The organism is Amycolatopsis alkalitolerans (assembly GCF_006152065.1).
Classification (GTDB): domain Bacteria; phylum Actinomycetota; class Actinomycetes; order Mycobacteriales; family Pseudonocardiaceae; genus Amycolatopsis_E; species Amycolatopsis_E alkalitolerans.
In genome coordinates, this window is the sequence record NZ_VDFW01000001.1 from 62,091 (window position 1) to 80,276 (window position 18,186).

Genomic DNA, 18,186 nt, shown 5'->3' on the forward strand with positions numbered 1-18,186 from the left:
GAAGGTTGCACCGGGCGCTGGGTCAGCCCTTGACTGCGCCCGCGGTGAGGCCGGCCACGAGGTAGCGGTTGGCGACGACGGTGATGAGGATGATCGGCACGGCGGCCAGGGTCCCGGCGGCGGCCATCTGACCCCAGGCGACCTCGTACGGCTGGACCAGGGAGGCGATGCCGACCGTAAGCGGCGCGGTCACCCCGCCCGAGGTCATGGTCAGCGCGAAGAGGAACTCGTTCCACGCCATGATGCCGGTGAAGGTGCCGACGGCGGCGAGCCCGGGCTTGACCAGCGGCAGCATGATCGTCCGGAAGGTGGCCGCTTCGGAGGCGCCGTCGATGAGCGCAGCCTCCCGGAGGGTGCTGGGAACCCCGTCGAAGTAGACCTTCATCAGCAGGGCGGCAAACGGCAGCTGGAAGACCGTGTTGAGCACGATCAGGCCGAGGGTTCCGCCGATGAGCCCCAGGCTGGTCATCGTGGCGTAGAGACCCGGGACGAGGACCATGGGTGGGACAAGCGGGAGGAACCCGGCCAGGATCAGCAGCGGAACGGTGGCCCAGCGCGGGAGAGGTAGCTGGGACAGCGCGTAGCCGGCGAGGGAACCGAAGACCAGGCACAGCAGCACGGTTCCCACGACGATGAGAAGGCTGTTGACCAGCTGGGCGAGCAGGGGGTTCCCGGGCGCCAGCAGGTCGGTGAAGTTGCTCAGGCTGAAACCGATCCGCACGCCCGAGCCGATGATGTCCTTCAGCGGCTGGAACGACAGGACGAGCATCCAGAGGATCGGTGCGAGCGTGGCGGTGACGGCCGCGATGAGCACGAACTCCGCCAGCACGCCGATCGCGCCGCGGGCCGAGCGGCGGGGCTCAGGCATGTGCGGCCTCCCTGCCGGTCGCGAAGCGCCTGACGGCGGCGAAGATCCCACCGAGCAGGACGAAAACGATGATGATGGCGACGCCGATCGCGGCGCCGTAGCCGAACTCCAGGCGGTCGAAGAAGATCGTGCGGATGTCGAGGCTGATGAGGTTCGTGGCGTTGCCGGGGCCACCGTGGGTGAGCAGGTACATCTCGTCGAAGGCCTTCACGCACATCACGAGCCGGATGACCGCGGCGGTGACGATGGCCGGGCGGATCATCGGCAGGACGACTTGCCGGATCACCCGCCCCTCGCCCGCGCCGTCCACGCGGGCCGCCTCGAGGACCTCCGGGTCGAGAGACTGGAGTGCGGTGTAGACGAGCAGGAAGACCAGCGGGGCCCAGTGCCAGACGTCCACGACGATGATCGCGATCAGCGCTCCGGCCGGCTCGCCGAGCCAGCCCTGCTGCGGCAGTCCGAGCGCGGCCAGGACCTTGTTGACGAGGCCGATGGCCGGGCTCAGCAGGAGCATCCAGATCACGCTCACCACGACCGGGGCGATCACCGTCGGCCAGATCAGCATCCGCCGCGCGACGCGGCGCATGAAGGGCGCCCGGTCGAGCATGACCGCCAGGAACGTGCCGAGAACCACGGTGAGCACGACGGCACAGGCGATGAACACGATCGTCACCCCCACCACGGGTGCCGTGTCCGGGTCGGTGAAGATGCGGGCGAAGTTGCCAAGGCCGGCTGGCTGGTACCGGAAACCGCCGTGCAGGATCGTGACGTTCGAGATGGACATCGTCACCAGCTGGACCATCGGGTAGATCCCGAAGACGACCAGGAACAGGGCGAACGGAGCCACCGCGACCAGGCCGAAGCGAGACCACCGGCGCTTGCGTGGCCGGCCGGCCGCGGGAGGGGACATGGCCGCGCGGACGCGGTCGCCCATGGGCGCGACAGCCGTCACTTCAGGTATCCCGCGTCCTTGACGACCTTCGTCACGGCATCCTGCAGGGCCGTCATGCCCGCCTCGGGGGCCAGCTGACCGGAGGCGATCTGGCTCAGGTACTTCTCGGTCTCGGCGGCCATCGCGGGCCCGAACGTCCACCGGATCGACGGCTTGACGTCCTTGATGGAGTCTTCGAGAGGTTTCAGGTAGGCGGCCGCCGTCCCCGCGGACGCTCCCGCCGACAGGGCGTTCCGGCGGGTCGGAATGCCACCTGCCTGCGTGAAGAGCGTCTGGCCCTCGTCGGAGAGAACCCACTTGATGTAGTTCAGGGCCGCGCGGGCCCGGTCGGGCGGGAGGCCCTTCGGAATGCAGAGGCTCCACGTGCCGCTGGTCGGCGCGGGAGTCCCGGTCGAACCGGCCGGTACCTCGGCGAATCCCACCGTGCCGGCGATCTGCGACTTGTCCTTGTTCTGGAACTGGCTCGCCGCCGCGGCCACCACGTGCGTCTGGGCCGCCTGGCCGCCTTGCATGAGGGAGATGACCTCGGCCTGGCCGACGGTCTGAGGCTGGGCGGGGCCGAGCTTGGCCAGTTCGCGGTAGACGGCCGCGGCCTTGCGGCCGGCCGGCGTGTCGACCGTCGGGGTCCAGTCTGTGCCCTCGTCCTCGAACCAGGTGCCGCCGTAGCTGTAGAAGACGGGCATGAACTCGTAGGTCACCGAGAGGCCGCTCTTCGTCGCCTGTGCCCGCGGGACATACCCGTAGCGAATCTTCCCTGACGCCATGGCCTGCCGACCGTTCGCGATCACCGCGTCCCAGGTCTTCGGCACGGACAGGCCCAGCTCGACGTAGATGTCCTTGCGGTAGACGAAAAGGTCCATGTTGCCGTTGATCGGGTACCCCATGACCTTGCCCTGGGGATCGGAGCTGCGCGTGGCAGCGTCCCAGAAGGGCAGGTTCGCGTAGCTGAGCACCTGGGGATCGATCGTGAAGCTCGAATCGACCGCGTCGAAGGGCTGGACCCACTGGTTGCCGTAGAACTGCCCGACGCCGAACTCGTCGAGCTGGAAGATGTCGAACGGGAAGTTGCTGCTCTGGACGGCGTTGGTCATCTGCGTGTAGAGGCCGTCGTAGGGGAACTCGCGGAGAGTGACCTTGACCCCGGTCTTCTCCTGGTACTTCGCCGCGAGCTTCCGGTAGGCGTCCAGCCACGGCGTCTGCGCCGTCGGGACGATGAGCTCGCTCCCGCCGGCAGCGTTTCCGCTCCCCAGAGCCCCGCCGCCGTTGCTGCAGCCGGCCAGGCCGCCCACCAGCGGGACAGCGGCGCCCGCACCCACGAGCTGGAGGAAGCGCCTGCGGCTGGTCTCGTGCGCACGGTCCTCAAACATGCCAATGCTCCTCTTTGAACAGTGGTTAGTTTGGTATGTATTCCGAACTTAACCGTAGGAGGGCTGGATCGCACATGTCAAGACGTGCGGGCCCGCTATTCGGCGAGCCAGGGCCTCAGGCAGAGGTCCTGCGTGGCGGATTCGATGCCGCCGGCCATGACAGCCGCGGCACCGAGCGTCGAGACGCGGATCTCGGCCCGGCCGTACCGGCCGCGGGTGCGTTCGAACTCCGCCCAGAAGGCGGGCATGATCAGCGGCGCGAGCGCGGTCAGGTGCCCGCCGAGGATCACGGCGCGGGGGTCGAAGATGCTCACCAGAGACTGGACGCTCCGGGCCAGGATGACGCCCTGCCGTGCGACCTCCGCCCGCATCGTGGCGTCCGGGTTCCGCAGCGAATCGAGCATGTGGGCCACGAAACCCGCCCCTCCGACGTCGCGTCCGGTGCCCATCGCCTCGGCGAGCGGGCCGAGCCCGACGTAGGTCTCGAGGCAGCCGGCCTTGCCGCAGAAGCACGGCCGGCCGCCCTGTTCGACGACCACGTGCCCGAACTCCGCACCCATTCCCCAATCGCCGTGCAGCACCTGTCCGTCGCGCTGGTACGCGCCACCGATGCCCACATCGCCGAAGAGCAGGAGGATGCCGTCCTCGGCCGGCCACCCGCCGGCCTTCCGCTCCGCGTGCACGGCCAGGTTCGCCAGCCGGTCGAGAGAGAAGGACACCCCGTTCCCCGCCAGCCGGTCGAGTTCCGGCACGACGGGCACGCCGCTCCACCCCAGTGCCTGGGACATGATCACGACCCCCGCCGACGCGTCCACGTAGGCCGGGCACCCGACGCTCACCCTGGCCAGCCGGGTTCCGGCCGAAGCGAGGAACCCTCGTGCCTCCTCGACGGTCTTGGCCAGGTCCGCCAGTACCTGGCCGGGACTCATCCGCGAGCAGTCCACCTCGATGTCGCGGGAGAACACCGTCCGGCCCTGCAGGGAGGCGCACTCCAAGGCCGCGTGGTCGGCGGTGATCCGCAAGGTGCCGACCGCGAGGCGGGTGTCGTCCATCTCGAGCGCCCGGGCGGGGCGGCCGCCGGCCCGTCCCGCGGGAGTGAACCCGCTTTCGCGGATGAACCCGCGATCCTGGAGCTCGCCAACGATGTCGAGCACCGTCACCCGCCCGAGACCGGACGCCGTGACAAGGCCGCTGCGGGTGAGCGGGGCGTTTCCCCGCACCAGCTGCAGGACGCGGATCAGGTTGAACCGCCGGACGTCCCCGATGCTCGGGGGGCGGGCGGTTCCCGCTCGCTGGCCGGCCCCCCCGCGACCTCCGGTCATTCCCGCGCCGTCCTTTGCGTCGTTCGGTATACCCTACGAACAAAACGTTAGCGCAAAACCGGGATAAGCAGGCAGCCCGACCCAAACCTGCGACCGGCCGTTCCGCGGGCGAGCTGGGGCTGAGCTGGCGGCGACGTTGCGGGCCGGGGAGACGCTCGGGCTGAGCTACAGCAGGCAGATCGCCGCCATGGCGAGCCACGTCCGGCAGCTGCCCCGGTGCGACGTCGTCCAGCTGGCCGGTCATCTGCTGCAGGCGCACGACCCCGCGGGCCGCCCGGAGGTGGCGCGCCGCGTGGCGGCCGCCTCCGGGGGCTCGTGGTATCCGGTCTGCTGCCCGATGCTCGTCACCGACAGCTCGGTGGCCACGGCGTTGCGCCACCAGCCGGAGATCGCCGACGCGCTGGACCGCGGCCGTGCCGTCGACCGGGCCGTGGTGTCGATCGGCGCCTGGGGCGCGCCGAGGTCCCGCGGAGGTGCCGGAACTGCTGGCCGAGGCGCTCGGCGAGGTCTCGGGCCGCCTGTTCGACGCGGCGGGCCGCCGGATCGCCAGCCTGCTCGACGATCGCGTGGTCGCGCTGACGCTCGACGAGTTCCGCGCCCTGCCGCACGTCATCGGGTCGTTCGCGCTCGGCTGGCCAATGCGGGCCAGTGCGTGATCGTGGCGCGGCCGTCGAAGTAGATGTCGCCGCATTCGAACGGCGCTCTCGTAATCCGCAGCGCCATCGCGAGACGAGCTGGGAAGGAACCATTGAGGGCGGCGACGTTAGGACGTGGCGTTCAGGCGATCGCCTTCGAGCACCGTCTCGAGATATTCGGCGATTGCGTCGCGGTTGCGGGTCAGGACGGCGATGCGCTCGGTCATCCGGTCGCGCTCCTGTTCCAGTGTGGCGATCATCTCCGGAGTTGCGTCAGAGAAGTGGATTACACGGGGCTTGTCGAGACACGGAAGGATCTGCTTGATGATCCGGGTCGGCAGCCCGGCGTCGAGCAGCCCTCTGATCTGTGTCACCCGGTCGACGGAGGCCTCGTCGTACTCGCGATAGCCGTTCGGTGAGCGTTCCGCGACGATCAACTTCTGCTCTTCGTAGTAACGCAGCAGCCGACGGGAGGCGCCGCTGCGCTCCGACAGCTCTCCGATACGCATGCGCCCTGCCTCGTATCTCTGGCTACGGTCACTTCAAACTTGCGTGAAGAAGATGCTCACGCAGGTAAGTCAGATGAGCAATGATTGCTTCCTCGGCCGCGTCGGGGTCGCGGCCTTCGATCGCCTTGATGATTTGCTGGTGTTGGCGCACGCTTTGCGTGCCCACCTTGGGGGACAGGTCCAGGTAGTGAACTGGCTCGGTCTCGCGGTGGAGTGCGTGAACGAAAGAGGCGAGAACCCGGTTCCCGGAGGCCTTCGCGATTGCCGCGTGGAACCGTTGATCCAGGTCGGGCACATCCGGATCGTCGACCGATATCGTCCGCTGCCGGTTGACGATCTCGCGGAGGGTCTGCAAATCCTCGTCGGTGCGGTGTTCGGCGGCCAACCGCGTCGATGGGACCTCAAGGTACTGCCGGACCATCGCGACTTCGTTGGCGTCCACGCTACCCAAGGACAGCAGGTGGTGAAGGGACTCCTGGAGTTGCGTTCCCAAGGCTTCGTGGTTGACGCTCCGTACGAAGCTGCCACCACCAGCGCCGGGCTGCTTGTCGATGAGGTTCTGGGTAGACAGGGCACGGAGCGCCTCGCGCACCGTTGTCCGGCTCACCTCGAACTGCCGAGCCAGTTCAGCTTCGGGCGGCAGCCTCTCTCCGGGGCGGAGTTCGCCGGAATAGATCAGTTCGCGGATCTGCTCCTCGACCTGTTGGCGTGGTCGCACGACACGCCGACCGATCGGCCTGGACTGTCGCGCCTCCTCGCCGGTAGCCAGCGGCCTGGCCATGTGACCTCCCTCAGTCCTCGCAACTGTCGAACTTTAGCACTTGGTCCACAAGCAGTCGCAGAGGACAGCGGTTGACAGGCACTAAATGTTGAATAATAGTCATGCTGTCTACTGCTGGTGGAAGGTCGCCCGAGCGCGGTCGGGCTTCGCCGGCCGGCACACGGGGGCACCGCTGCCCGGCCCCGGTGCACGATTCGATCCGTCTGGTCAGGATGGGGTGAACGATGCAGGACATCGGCTTCGTCGGCGTGGGCACGATGGCGGCGCCTATGGTGTGGCGATTCATCGAGCGTGGCTGGCGAGTTCATCTGCTTGATCCCGCGCCCGAAGCAACCGCGCCCTTTCACGGCCACACGCAGGCGACGGTGCACGACGACGTGGCTGCCTTGCTGCACAACGCAGGAGTTGTGCTCCTGAGCCTGCCCAGCCCGGCGATACTGGTCGAGGTCGCCAAGCGGTTGTCCGCCGCCACCGCGAACGTGGCGGAGCCGGCCGTCGTCATCAATACCTCGACGACCGGGCTGATCGCGACGCGTGAGGCCGCCGCTGAGCTCACCGCGGCCGGACTGTCTTTCGTCGACGCTCCAGTCAGTGGGGGTGCGGCAGGAGCGCGACGTGGTTCCCTCACCATCATGGTTTCGGGCGCCCCCAAAGTCGTTGCCCGTTGCACTTCAGTGTTCGAAGTCATCGGCGAACACGTGCTGCACGTGGGCCCTGAGCCGGCGCAGGCCCAGGTGATGAAGGTGGCCAACAACCTTCTCTCACTCGGCGCATTGGCAGCGACCGCCGAAGCGACAGCGTTGACGAGCAAGGCCGGAATTCCGCTCGACGTCGCCATTGACGTGCTGAACGTGAGCTCTGGTCGCAACTCGGCCACCGCGGTGAAGTTCCCAGACGCGGTGCTGACTGGACTGTTCAATTTTGGTTTCCCCACTGAGGGCGCGCTCAAGGACGTCTCGCTCTTCGCGGAGCTCGCCAGTGAGTTGGGCGCCCCCGCGCCGTTGGCGAGTGCGGTAGCGGCTTGCTGGCGGCTGGCTGTCGACCACGGCTACGGGGAGCAGGATTGCACGCGCATCGCAACCATGTACGAGCAGATGGCCGGGTTACCCGTGCAGGGAACGAGTGGTGAGGCCATGGCAGACAAAACTCCCGAAATGCCGGCGTAAGGGCGTGTCGGCGAATCGGAGGCTAGCTTGATCACTGACAGCACGCACCAGGACTCAAGCCTGGCACTGTGGCGGTCGGCTCGCGAGAGCGCGGACATGGCCGACGCCGCCACTCTCGAGCGAGCAGCTGGCTGCCTCGCCGTAGCACTCGCGGAAATGGTGGTGTCCGCCAGAACTCCGCAGCACTTCACCGCCGCGGAGGCTTTGGCCGGCGCTCCCGGTCCATGCACCGTTAGTAGTCTGACCGGCCGCGCGGCCCTCACCGGCGCGGTGACCGCCAACGCGTACCTCATGCACGCACGGCTCACCGACGACTCGTTCCGGGTCGCCGCGCATCCTGGCTTGGCGGTTGTGCCGGTAGCCTTGGCTGCCGCTGAGCACACCTCTGGGCATGGCGCTGTTGATGGCGTTCGGCTGCTGCGTGCGGTGGTGGGCGGATACGAGTGTGCCTGCCAGCTCGCGGAACGTCTCTTGCCCGCGGTCTCCCGGCGAGGCTGGCGAGTCACCTCGGTCATCGCACCGCTGGCCGCTGCGGCCACCACGGCGTTGGTGCTGGGCTTGCCGGATGAGGTCGCCTCCGCGGCGCTCGGTTTGGCTTCTGCCGCCGCGGGCGGCCCGCTGGGAGTCGTGTCCACCAATGGCGACGGCTGGCGGCTGCAGCCTGCGCTTGCCGTCCAAGCGGGCGTGTCGGCAACCGTTGCCTCCATCGCCGGTCTGCGTGGGGGAGCAGATGCCTTGGGCGGAGCGCATGGACTGTACGCGCTGTTCGGTGGCGACGATGTAGAGCAGCCACAGCCGTTCGGTCAGGCCGCCGTCCACCGCGTCACCTTCAAGCGATATCCGGTGGCGATGTACGGACAGTCGATCTTCGACGCCATACGGGCGCTGCCGCCGATCGAGGGAAGTGTCCGGCGCATCACCGTGCGGCTGGCACCGTTCGCCGCCGGATACGGAGGAAATCAGCGTGCCGTCTCGACCGACTCCATCTCCAGCGTGGAGGGGATCACGGCGGCCGCGCTACGAACGTTCCAGCCTGGCCTCGCCAAAGACTTCAGCGCGAGCCAGGGACTCGTCGAGGTCCTCGGCGACCCGGCACTGCCGGAACTCACCGCGCAGATGCATCTCGAGGTCACCGACGGCCGTCTGTTCGAGCTGACGGGCAATGGCGATACCAGCAGCTGGGGTATTGCGGACTTCAGCCGTCATTGCCAGGAACGTCTCGGTGACGTGGGCACCCGGCTGTACGAGGCCACGACGACGTTGACCGAGGAGGCCGGCGTCGCCCGCCTCTTCGAGGTGTGGCGAGCAGCACGCTGAGTGCGAATTGAGCGGCGAACGGATCGTCGTTGCCCGGTTTCGCCCGCCATGTCGACGATCACGCTGCCTGATCTCATCCCCTCGAGGCCCGTGGCGTCTCGGGGACGACCACCGTCCCGCCGTCCACCACGATCGTGGCTCCGGTGGTACTGGCAGACCGGTCCGAAAGGAGAAACACGATGGCGGCGGCGACTTCGTCCGGCTCGGACGGGCGGCCCAGGGGGACCGTGCTGTCGAGGATCTTCCTTGCCTCCGCTGGGGCGAGGCCGTCTTGCTCGCTGAGGCGTTCGACCCGCCGCTTGTATCGATCGGTCGCCGTCGTGCCGGGGACGACGGTGTTGACCCGGATCTTCCGCGGGGCGAGCGCGGCCGCGTAGTGCGTGGACAGCGCTTCCACGGCCGCATTGATGGCGCTCACGTGGGGCGACCGGGGCCAGTAGCGCTTCGACGCGATTCCCGAGATATTGACGACGCTCCCACCCTCGGGGAGGTGTTCGAGCGCTGCCTGTACGACGGCCTCATAGCCGAGGAGCTTGAGTTCGAACAGATCGGTCCACGCGGCCCTGTCCGGGTGGTCGAGATCGATGGAGAACGCGGACGCGTTGTTGACGACGCCGTCCAGCGAGCCAAACCGCTCAACAGCGGCGGCCACCGCCATGCGCGCGCCATCAGGCTGCCGCAGGTCAGCCCGCACGAACCCGGCCCGCGGATGCTCGCCCAATTCGGCAGCCGCCGTCTCGATCGACGAGGTGGTCCGCGCCGCGACGGTCACCCGCGCACCGTCTTCGAGCAGCAGCCGGGCGGCGGCCAGGCCGATCCCACGGGTGCCTCCGGTGACCAGATACGACCGGTTGCTGATCCCGAGATCCATTACGACCCCCCACCGACGCGGCGCACTGCCTCGGCCGCCGCCAACCGGATGTTCCGTCGAGTCTCTCGACTGTTATCGATGGTCACTTCTTCTCCTTGGCCTGCCGCACCGTCGACGCGTAACGTTGGACATTAATCTGCATGTCCAACATCTGTCAACAGCGGTTGATCCGGAGACCGTGCGACCTGGTGCGTTGTGCTTCACGTCATATCTCCTTGACGTTCACATTTATGTGAAGGTTCTGAACTGGGGTCATGCGGCAGAGTCCTCATTGACAAGGAGAGCGAATATTGGACAATTGCCCAGGTGTGTGAACGTGCGCCATTCGTGGTCCCGTCGTCGAGGAGGAAGAAGTGAGTGCAGTGAGCAAGCCGTGGGTCGGCGCCATCCCCGACGAGGACATCGCGAGCTTCGGGCGCGGGTTCGACCGCCAGGACCGCCCGATGGCAGCCGGCGTGCGCCCCGCGGTGCTGGTGGTCGACATGACTCGCGCGTTCGTCGACTCCACCTACGCGACCGGCTGGAGTGCGACCGGCTACCCCGCGGTGGACGCGAATGTGGAATTGCTCGGCGCGGCCAGGCAAGCACAGGTGCCGATCTTCTTCACCAAGGGCTACCCGGAGCAGGACGACCAGCTGCAGCCCGCCGAGCGCGGCCGCTGGAAGTCCAATGGCGCTCCCGCTCCACTGCCGGAGGGCACGCCCCCCGGGGATGTCATCGTCGAGAGCCTGGGTCCGCAGCCGGGTGACATTGTCGTCGACAAGGGCACGAGGCCCAGCGGGTTCTTCGGCACGCCCCTCATTTCCTACCTCGTTCATGCAGGATGCGACACCGTCATCGTCACTGGCATGACGACCAGTGGATGTGTGCGAGCCACCGTGCTGGACGCTTTCCAGTACAACTTCCACGTCCTGATCCCGTTCGAGTGCTCGGCAGACCGGAGCCAGATCTCGCACAAGGTCAGCCTCTTCGACATGCACATGAAGTACGCGGACGTGATCAGTCTCAACGAGACGATCGACTACCTCCAGAAACTGCCGGGCGCCTGACACTCGCCACCTCGATTGGATTGAAGAACGCATGGAGCACGAGCTGTACCCGTATTCCCCGATCGCCTCCAGGCCGCCGTTGAGCTTCCCCAACGGGGCCCGGCTGGCGTTCTACGCCGGGCTCAACATCGAACACTTCCGCATCGGCACCCCGTTTCCGGGCACCGCCGGTACTGTGCCGGATCCGATGTCCTACGGGTGGCGGGACTACGGGAACCGGGTGGGCATCTGGCGACTGATGGATCTGTTCGACGACGTCGGGATTCGCGCAACCGGCATCATCAATTCCGAGGTGTGCACCGAGTATCCGGAGATCATCAAAGCCGGCGTCGAACGGAACTGGGCGTGGGTGGCGCACGGGAAGACCAACTCGATCTTCCAAGCGGGCATGGCCCCGGACGAGGAGGAGCAGTTCCTGGCGGAGATGTTCGCCACGCTCGACGCCTCGCTCCCAGCCCGCCCGCGCGGCTGGCTCGGCCCCGGCCTCAACGAGACGTTCACTACCCCGCGACTGCTCGCCGAGGCCGGCCTCACCTACCTCCTCGACTGGTGCTGCGACGATCAGCCGTTCCCGCTGAACATTCCGGGCATGCTTTCGGTGCCATACGGGATCGATGTCAACGACTACGTGCTGTTCACGTCGAATCCCGCCCTGACCGGTCCCGACTACGAGCGGATCGTCCTGGACCAGTTCGAGCAGCTACTCGACGACTCAGCCACCACCGGCCGCGTACTGGCCCTGCCGCTGCACACCTTCATCGTCGGGCAACCGTTCCGTGCCAAGTATCTTGCGCGGGTGTTGCGCGCGATCACTTCGACTCCCGAGGTCTGGGTCTGCACAGGCGACGACATCGCTGAGCACTATGCGAGCATCGGACCGGAACAAGCCACCTGAGCACTTGTAGACGGACTGCGGAGGTGTGGGCGTTCCTGCCTCACACCTCCGCGATGCCGGTAGCGGGAACTTCAGCGAGGCGACCAGACGGCTCCGGTGGGCAACGGGTCGAGCGCCGGGTAGCCGAGCGCACCGGGCGGCCGGCGCAGCGCGGAGTCCACGGGGCTCGGTAACGTGCCGACATCGAATCCCTCACCGATGAGCCGGTCGGTCGAATCCGTGTCCACCAGCCCGGATTCGACCGCCTCATCGAACGTGGCGACCACGACAGCACAGATATCCTCGCCGTCGAACACGGTGCGCCAGTGTTCAGCGGTGTGGGCGCCGATGCGCCTGGTCATCTCGGCGATGATCTCCTTTTCCCGGCCGCGTTCGTCGAGATATTCGGTCGGCAGATCCACCAGTGTGGCAAGCCGCTCCCAGAACTTGTCCTCCAGCGCCGCGACGGCCACGTGCCGCCCGTCCGACGTGCCGTAGACCTGGTAACGCGGGCTGCCACCGGTGAGCAGTTCCTGACCCGGCACAGGCCATCCGCCGCCGCCCTGGTGAGTGGCGAAATACCCGTAGGCCAGCAGTTGCAGGTTATGGGTTATCGAGACGTCGAGGTGGCACCCGGCGCCGGTGGCGTCGCGCTGTCGTAGCGCGAGCAAGATGTTCATCACCGCCGGATAGGTTCCGGCGGCGATGTCGGCGAGCACTGTCGGTGGCAGCGGCGGTGTGCCCGTGCCGTCGGCGACGACGCCGAGCAAGCCCATCTCGGCCAGATAGTTCAGGTCGTGCCCGGCGCGAGCCGCGTTCGGCCCGTGCTGCCCGTACCCCGTGATCGAGCAGTAGATCACGCCAGGGTTGGCCGCGCGCACCTGGTCGTAGCCCAAGCCGAGCCGGTCGGTGACCCCAGGACGGAACTGCTCGACCACCACATCGGCTTTCGCCGCCAGCGCGAGCACCCGATCCCGCTCGGCCACGTTCTTGAGGTCGGCCGCATAGGCGCGCTTCCCGCGGTTGAGCACGGCGTAGTTGGCACTGGTGCCGCCCAGTCTGGGCTGGTACGTGCGCATCTCGTCGCCGCGCCCCGGTCGTTCGATCTTGATCACCTCGGCGCCGGATTCGGCCAGCAGCAGGGTCGCGAGAGGGCCGGGCAACAGGGTCGACAGATCCAGCACGCGCACCCCGGAAAGGGGACGGAGGGCGGTCACTTCGGCGCCTCGCTCCCGCGGGGCAGCCCGCCCTGGTCGGCTGCGACGAGTCCGCGGAGCTTGAACTTCTGGATCTTTCCGCTCTGCGTCGTCGGCAGCTCGTCGAGCAGCACGAGCCGCTCAGGCAGGTAGTGTTTGGACAGTCCGCGCGCCAGCAGGTAGTCACACAGCGCGGGCAGATCCAGGGTGCTGCCGGCGCGTGTGACGAGCACGGCACACGCCCGTTCGCCCAACCGCTCATCCGGGTAGCCGACGAGCGCCGCGTTGATCACCGCCGGGTGGTCGAAGAGCAGGGTCTCCACATCGGTCACCGGGATGTTCTCACCGCCCCGGATGATGATGTCCTTGCTGCGTCCACGAAGGGACAGCCAGCCGTGCTCGTCGATGCTCGCGGTGTCACCGGTTTTCAACCAGAGGCCGGGCAGGAACGACTCGTCCGTCGCATCTGGACGGTCGTAGTAGCCGAGCACCACGCCCGGGCCACGCATCAGCAGGTGACCGGTCACGCCGACCGGAACATCGGCGCCCGAAGCGTCGACGACCCGCACCTGGGAGCCTGCGAAGATCGAACCGTCGGTGCCCTGGATCTGCGCCGGCTCCGCGGGCGTGCAGCAGCTCATGATGCTGCACTCGGTCATGCCCCAGGCCGGTGCGATGTACGCGCCGAGCGCTTCGCCCGCTTTCGCCGGCAGGGTCCTCGGGACCGAGGACCCTGCGATGACCAGGCATTCGAGTGGGCAGTCCGGATCATCGGCGAGCGGGGTGCGCATCATGTCCTGCAGGAACGTGGGCGCGCCGAAGAACGCGGTCACCCCTTCGTCGCGGATCACCCGGACGCCCCAGTTGGGCTCCCACCGGTCCACGTACACGCCGGTGCCCGCGAGATAGACGGTGAACAGGATCCCCCACACGTACCCGGTGTGATGCCCGACGGGCGAGGCGACCAGTTGGCGCATCGGGTCGCCGAACACCGTGGGCCCCACGTGATCGGCAAGGGCCTGCACCGGGTAGAGCAGGGTGTCGTGGGTGTGCATAGCGCCTTTCGGCTCACCGGTGGTGCCCGAGGTGAAACCCAGATAGCACAGCTCACCCGAGTCGCGCGGGTCAAAAGATCGGGTGGGCACATCGACAAACGAGGTCCACGCGTGCTCGCCCGGACCGAGCGCGGCCCCGTCGTCTCCGATCACGACGATGTGTTCCAGGCTGGGGATCTCCTCGCGGAGGCGACGCGCGAGCGCGAGATGGTCGGTTGACCGCCACCGCCGGGGAATGACGAGCGCCTTTGCCTTCGCCCGCCGCAGGATCGCGATCATCTGGCGTTCCCCGTAGGAGACAGGGATGCCGGTGTAGACAGCACCGATCTCGTTGATGCCGAAGACGAGTGCGCAGTACTCGATCCAGTTCGGCAGCATGAGCGCGACGACGTCCCCCGCGCCGACGCCGATGGCGGCGAGCGCCGACGCGACGCGGTTGGCCTCGCCGTCGAATTCCCGATAGGTCAGGTGTGCTGTGGGCTCGCCCGCGCGGTGGCCGATCAGGGCGACGCGATCGGGATACCGGGCGGCGGCATCGGACAGCACGGACCGGATCGTCTTGCCCGGCCACCAGCCGGCCGCCCGGAACTCCGCGGCATCGGCATCGGTGACCGGTGTGTACTGGCCGCGAAGTAGTTCCGCCAACGTCCGCGTCATGTCCTGTCCTTCCCGGAATCCGTCCTCGGATGTCCGGCTAGCTCGGACGCCGCGGCGCGGCGCGCGCCCGCCACGTCGGCTGCGGCGCGCAGCGAGACCGCGTCGCGAAGCAGGCGTTCCACCGGGTACTCGGCGAGGTACCCGTAGCCCCCGTGGGATTGAACCGCCAGGGCACAGGTGTCGATTGCCTGCTCACACAGCGAGTCGAGCACCGCCGCGGCCTGCCAGGCCGAGCAGTCCCGGGGTCGCAGCACCTGCCGCAACGCCGTCGTGGCCGCGCCCGAGGACAGGAACAAGGCGTCGCGCACTGTCGGCAAGGCGGTAAGCGGTGCGCCGAACTGTTCACGTTGCGCGCTGTAGGAGAGCGCGGCCTCTGCCGCAGCGTCCGCGATTCCCGCGGCGATCGCCGCCGCTCCGAGCCGCAGCCGGATCCGTGCCGCGGTCGTGTCGACACCGGCTCGGGTCACGTCCGCTTCCCGCACCGCCTCGGTCGTCTCGGCGGACACGGTCAGCGCACCGTCGAGGCCGGTGCGCCGCAAAGGCTCGAACCGCAACGCCTCGGCGGGGATGACCCGGGCCGAACCTTCACCGAGCAGGATGACGTGTGGTCGCTCGCCGGCCGGATCCAGCCGGTCGATCCGTCCCGACAGCCACCCGTCTCGTGCCGTCATGTGCACCACCGCCGACGACTGGTCGAGCACCGCCACCGCCGAGTCACCCGCCCGGATAGCGGCGGAGAGTTCGCTGTCGCCGACAACGTCCACCGCCGCATGAGCCTGAACCGAAGCCCAGGCGAGGGCGGCCCAGCTCCGGCCGAGACGGGCGAAGGCAATGGCGGCGAGCTCGTCACCCGCAGGATCGCCATCCATCGTCGCGCCCAGAGTCCACACACCGAGCTCAGCCAGGCGCCGCCGGAGGACCGCGATGTCAGCAGGATGCTCGTCGGCGGGCAGGTGGCCGGCGTCCGCGACGACGGCGGAGAGCATGTCCTGCAGATCGGTCTGCTCCGTGGTCAGCGCCGGCGCGTGCCGGGTCACGACCAGAACCTTTCCGGATCGGGTTGCCGCCGCTCGGCGAAGGCGTCGTTCACCTCGTGCGCTTCCTTCGTGGTGAGGTACACGCTGAGGTACTGGTCGTGCGCCATCCTGGCCTGCCCGGACACGCCGTTGTGCCGGCCGGAGAACGCCGACTTCAACGCGCCGAGTGCCATCGGGCTGCGGCTGGTGAGCTCCCTCGCGACCTCGGCCGCGCGTGCCGGCAGCTCGGCCGCGGGCACGACCTCGTTGACCAGTCCCATGTGCAGCGCCTGCTGGGCGGAGTACTTGCGGTTGAGGTACCACATCTCCTTCGCGCGCTTGCGGCCGACGGTGTCTTCCAGGTACCAGCTGCCGTATCCGGCGTCGAAGCTGCCCACCATGGGACCGACCTGGCGGAACACGGCGTGGTCTGCGGCGATGGACAGGTCGCACACGGTGTGCAGCACGTTCCCGCCACCGACCGCGAACCCGTTGACCGCGGCCACGATCGGCTTCGGGATCGTGTCGATCGCCTGGTAGACGTCGACGATCGGCAACACCTGGGACTGGTCGAGCGAGGTGATCTCGTCGTGTTCCCCGCCGATACAGAAGAACTTCTCACCGGTTCCGGTGAGCACCGCGGCCCGCGACGCGGGATCGAGGCGGAACCGCTGCAGCGCGTCGAACAGTTCCACGCACGTCTGGTGGCGGAACTTGTTGCCCGCCTCCGGCCGGTCGATCCTGATCGTCACGACCGGACCATCCGTGGCGACGGCGATATCGGTGTACTCGATCATGAAGCCTTCTCCTGGCCGGTACGGAATCCCTGCCCGGTCTTCTTGCCGTGAAATCCGGCGGCGACCATCTGCCGCAGCAACGGCGGCGGCGCGAACCGGGGATCCAGGGTCGCGTCGTAGGCACTCTGCGTCGCGTGGTTGTGCACGTCCAGCCCGATGAGATCGAGGAGTTCCAACGGGCCCAGCTTGTAACCCAGGCCGAGACGCATAGCCGTGTCGAGATCCTCGGCCGTGGCGAGATCCCGGTCGTACTCGGCGATCACGTCGTTGAGGTAGGGCATGAGCAGGTAGTTGACCAGGAACCCCGGGCGGTCCTTGACGACGACGGGCTCCTTGCCGAGTTCGCCGACAAAGGCCGCCAGCCGCTCGACGACGTCGGCGCCGGTCTGCAGGGCACGTACGACCTCGACGACCTTCATCAACGGTGCCGGGTTGAAGAAATGCAGGCCCGCGAAGCGCGCAGGATGGGGCACTGACGCGGCGAGATCGGTCACGGGCAGCGCCGAGGTGTTGGTCACGATCAGCGCGTCGCCGGCGACCACCTCCGCGACCGCGCGGAACAGCGCCCGCTTCACCTCGGCGCGCTCGGTCACCGCTTCGATCACCAAATCGCTGCCAGCAAGCTCGGCGGTCTGGGTGACGGGCCGGATACGGGCGAGCGTCTCGTCCCGCTTGGTCTCCGTGAGCTTGCCTCGTTCCACCCCGCCGTCCAGAAATGCCCGCAGCGCCGCGAGCCCGGCGTCGATCCTCTCCTGACTGGTTTCCAGGACCGTGACCTCGTGCCCCGTCATGGCGGTGACCTGTGCGATACCGGAACCCATCGTGCCCAGCCCCAGCACGGCCACTCGTTTGATGTCAGACATGCGATCCTCGCTCACGAACCGAACAGCCGGTTGTCGTCGTAGGTGTAGAAGCCGCGGCCGGTCTTGCGCCCGAGATCGCCCGCGGCGACCATCCGCTCGACCATGGGCGGCGGGAAGAAGCGCGGATCGCGCAACTGCTCGTAGAGCCGCGTAGCCACCTGCTGATGGATGTCCAAGCCGACCACATCGAGCAGCCTGAACGGTCCCATCGGATGACCGAGCGCGCCCGTCACGGCGGTGTCGATGGACTCCTTGGTGCCGAGCCCCGCGTCAAGCGCGTGGATGCAGCTGTTCTCCCAAGGGATCAGGAAGCGGTTGACGATGAAGCCGGGGCGGTCCTTGGTGACCACGGTGGTCTTTCCCACCGCGGTCAGGAATTCCGTTGTCGCGTCGTGTGCCCAGCTTGCCGTGTGGCGGCCGTCGGCGACCTCGACCAGCTTCATCAGGGGCGCCGGGTTGCAGTAGTGGGTACCGACGACTCGCTCCGGTCGCCTCGATCCCGAAGCGATCGCGGTGACCGACAAGGTCGAGGTGTTGGTGTGGAACAGGGTGCGCTCGCCGACGATGCCGTCGAGCTCACCGAACAGCTGTTGCTTCGCGCCCAGGTCCTCGTAGATCGCCTCGATCACCACCTCGGCGTCAGCGAGATCGGGCAGGTCGGTGGTTCCCTCGATCCTGGCGGCCGCCTGCCGGGCTTCCTCCGGCGCCATCTTGCCCAGCCGCACGCTCTTGTCCAGGAACCCGCGCACCGTGTCGAGACCGCGCTCGAGGTTGCTCTGGCTGAGGTCGTGGATGATGGTTCGACAGCCGGCGCGCACGGCGACGAGGGCGATTCCGGACCCCATGGTCCCGGCGCCGAGCACCGCCACGATGGGCTCTTTCGTTGTCACG

Annotated in this window: 18 protein-coding genes and 1 pseudogene; 6 read left to right on the forward strand and 13 right to left on the reverse strand. The window is 67.8% G+C overall.

Annotated elements, in window-relative coordinates; translation table 11 throughout:
- Positions 1 to 22: 22 nt before the first annotated feature.
- From FG385_RS00225 to FG385_RS00240, 4 genes are all read right to left on the reverse strand, one after another.
- Positions 23 to 868: a carbohydrate ABC transporter permease gene (locus FG385_RS00225; protein WP_139094517.1), complete on the reverse strand. Its 846-nt coding sequence runs from the start codon at positions 866 to 868 to the stop codon at positions 23 to 25.
- A complete protein-coding gene (locus FG385_RS00230) occupies positions 861 to 1,820 on the reverse strand; it encodes a carbohydrate ABC transporter permease (RefSeq protein ID WP_139094518.1) in 960 nt (319 codons plus the stop codon). Before FG385_RS00230 ends, FG385_RS00225 begins: the two co-directional genes overlap by 8 nt.
- The gene (locus FG385_RS00235; protein ID WP_139094519.1) at positions 1,817 to 3,187 is read right to left on the reverse strand and encodes an ABC transporter substrate-binding protein; all 1,371 of its coding nucleotides are present in this window, start codon (positions 3,185 to 3,187) and stop codon (positions 1,817 to 1,819) included. Before FG385_RS00235 ends, FG385_RS00230 begins: the two co-directional genes overlap by 4 nt.
- A gap of 95 nt (positions 3,188 to 3,282) precedes the next feature.
- Positions 3,283 to 4,509 carry an ROK family protein gene (locus tag FG385_RS00240; protein ID WP_139094520.1) on the reverse strand — a complete coding sequence of 409 codons (1,227 nt, stop codon included), beginning with the start codon at positions 4,507 to 4,509 and terminating at the stop codon, positions 3,283 to 3,285.
- 124 nt (positions 4,510 to 4,633) lie between these two features.
- On the opposite strand from FG385_RS00240, the pseudogene FG385_RS35510 reads away from it, so the two are divergent.
- Together FG385_RS35510 and FG385_RS35215 are read left to right on the forward strand one after the other, a co-directional pair.
- Positions 4,634 to 4,954 (forward strand): annotated as a pseudogene (locus FG385_RS35510) (sugar-binding domain-containing protein); the annotation flags it as partial.
- A gap of 28 nt (positions 4,955 to 4,982) precedes the next feature.
- Positions 4,983 to 5,165, forward strand: coding sequence for a sugar-binding domain-containing protein (locus FG385_RS35215; RefSeq protein WP_160148696.1), 183 nt, complete (start codon positions 4,983 to 4,985; stop codon positions 5,163 to 5,165).
- A 107-nt stretch (positions 5,166 to 5,272) separates the two neighbouring features.
- Here the strand turns inward: FG385_RS35215 and FG385_RS00255 are convergent, their stop codons facing one another.
- Together FG385_RS00255 and FG385_RS00260 are read right to left on the reverse strand one after the other, a co-directional pair.
- Positions 5,273 to 5,653, reverse strand: a complete 381-nt coding sequence (locus FG385_RS00255; protein ID WP_139094522.1) for a MerR family transcriptional regulator — start codon at positions 5,651 to 5,653, stop codon at positions 5,273 to 5,275.
- A gap of 28 nt (positions 5,654 to 5,681) precedes the next feature.
- On the reverse strand, positions 5,682 to 6,434 hold the full coding sequence (locus tag FG385_RS00260) for a FadR/GntR family transcriptional regulator (RefSeq protein ID WP_139094523.1): 753 nt from the start codon (positions 6,432 to 6,434) through the stop codon (positions 5,682 to 5,684).
- 224 nt (positions 6,435 to 6,658) lie between these two features.
- Here FG385_RS00260 and FG385_RS00265 point away from each other — a divergent pair, with 224 nt between their 5' ends.
- Together FG385_RS00265 and FG385_RS00270 are read left to right on the forward strand one after the other, a co-directional pair.
- Complete coding sequence (locus FG385_RS00265) at positions 6,659 to 7,600, forward strand: NAD(P)-dependent oxidoreductase (protein WP_139094524.1); 942 nt, start codon at positions 6,659 to 6,661, stop codon at positions 7,598 to 7,600.
- A 27-nt stretch (positions 7,601 to 7,627) separates the two neighbouring features.
- Positions 7,628 to 8,917: an MmgE/PrpD family protein gene (locus FG385_RS00270; RefSeq protein ID WP_139094525.1), complete on the forward strand. Its 1,290-nt coding sequence runs from the start codon at positions 7,628 to 7,630 to the stop codon at positions 8,915 to 8,917.
- A 73-nt stretch (positions 8,918 to 8,990) separates the two neighbouring features.
- Here the strand turns inward: FG385_RS00270 and FG385_RS00275 are convergent, their stop codons facing one another.
- Entirely contained in the window at positions 8,991 to 9,788 is a 798-nt protein-coding gene (locus FG385_RS00275) for an SDR family NAD(P)-dependent oxidoreductase (protein ID WP_139094526.1), read from the reverse strand.
- Between the two features lie 353 nt (positions 9,789 to 10,141).
- Between FG385_RS00275 and FG385_RS00280 the strand changes: the two genes are divergently transcribed.
- Together FG385_RS00280 and FG385_RS00285 are read left to right on the forward strand one after the other, a co-directional pair.
- On the forward strand, positions 10,142 to 10,837 hold the full coding sequence (locus FG385_RS00280) for a cysteine hydrolase family protein (protein WP_200834233.1): 696 nt from the start codon (positions 10,142 to 10,144) through the stop codon (positions 10,835 to 10,837).
- A gap of 31 nt (positions 10,838 to 10,868) precedes the next feature.
- Positions 10,869 to 11,732 carry a polysaccharide deacetylase family protein gene (locus FG385_RS00285; protein ID WP_139094527.1) on the forward strand — a complete coding sequence of 288 codons (864 nt, stop codon included), beginning with the start codon at positions 10,869 to 10,871 and terminating at the stop codon, positions 11,730 to 11,732.
- A gap of 71 nt (positions 11,733 to 11,803) precedes the next feature.
- On the opposite strand, the gene FG385_RS00290 is transcribed toward FG385_RS00285, so the two are convergent.
- The 6 genes from FG385_RS00290 to FG385_RS00315 are packed head-to-tail and all read right to left on the reverse strand — an operon-like array spanning position 11,804 to position 18,185.
- Positions 11,804 to 12,928: a CaiB/BaiF CoA transferase family protein gene (locus tag FG385_RS00290; protein WP_139094528.1), complete on the reverse strand. Its 1,125-nt coding sequence runs from the start codon at positions 12,926 to 12,928 to the stop codon at positions 11,804 to 11,806.
- The gene (locus FG385_RS00295) at positions 12,925 to 14,619 is read right to left on the reverse strand and encodes an AMP-binding protein (protein WP_139094529.1); all 1,695 of its coding nucleotides are present in this window, start codon (positions 14,617 to 14,619) and stop codon (positions 12,925 to 12,927) included. The genes FG385_RS00290 and FG385_RS00295 overlap by 4 nt, the downstream gene beginning before the upstream one ends.
- Positions 14,616 to 15,656 carry an acyl-CoA dehydrogenase family protein gene (locus FG385_RS00300; RefSeq protein ID WP_235022281.1) on the reverse strand — a complete coding sequence of 347 codons (1,041 nt, stop codon included), beginning with the start codon at positions 15,654 to 15,656 and terminating at the stop codon, positions 14,616 to 14,618. The genes FG385_RS00295 and FG385_RS00300 overlap by 4 nt, the downstream gene beginning before the upstream one ends.
- Complete coding sequence (locus FG385_RS00305; RefSeq protein ID WP_139094530.1) at positions 15,653 to 16,432, reverse strand: enoyl-CoA hydratase-related protein; 780 nt, start codon at positions 16,430 to 16,432, stop codon at positions 15,653 to 15,655. Before FG385_RS00305 ends, FG385_RS00300 begins: the two co-directional genes overlap by 4 nt.
- Entirely contained in the window at positions 16,429 to 17,295 is an 867-nt protein-coding gene (locus tag FG385_RS00310) for a 3-hydroxyacyl-CoA dehydrogenase family protein (protein ID WP_139094531.1), read from the reverse strand. Before FG385_RS00310 ends, FG385_RS00305 begins: the two co-directional genes overlap by 4 nt.
- Positions 17,296 to 17,306: 11 nt before the next feature.
- Positions 17,307 to 18,185, reverse strand: coding sequence for a 3-hydroxyacyl-CoA dehydrogenase family protein (locus tag FG385_RS00315; protein WP_235022282.1), 879 nt, complete (start codon positions 18,183 to 18,185; stop codon positions 17,307 to 17,309).
- Between the last annotated feature and the right edge of the window lies 1 nt (position 18,186).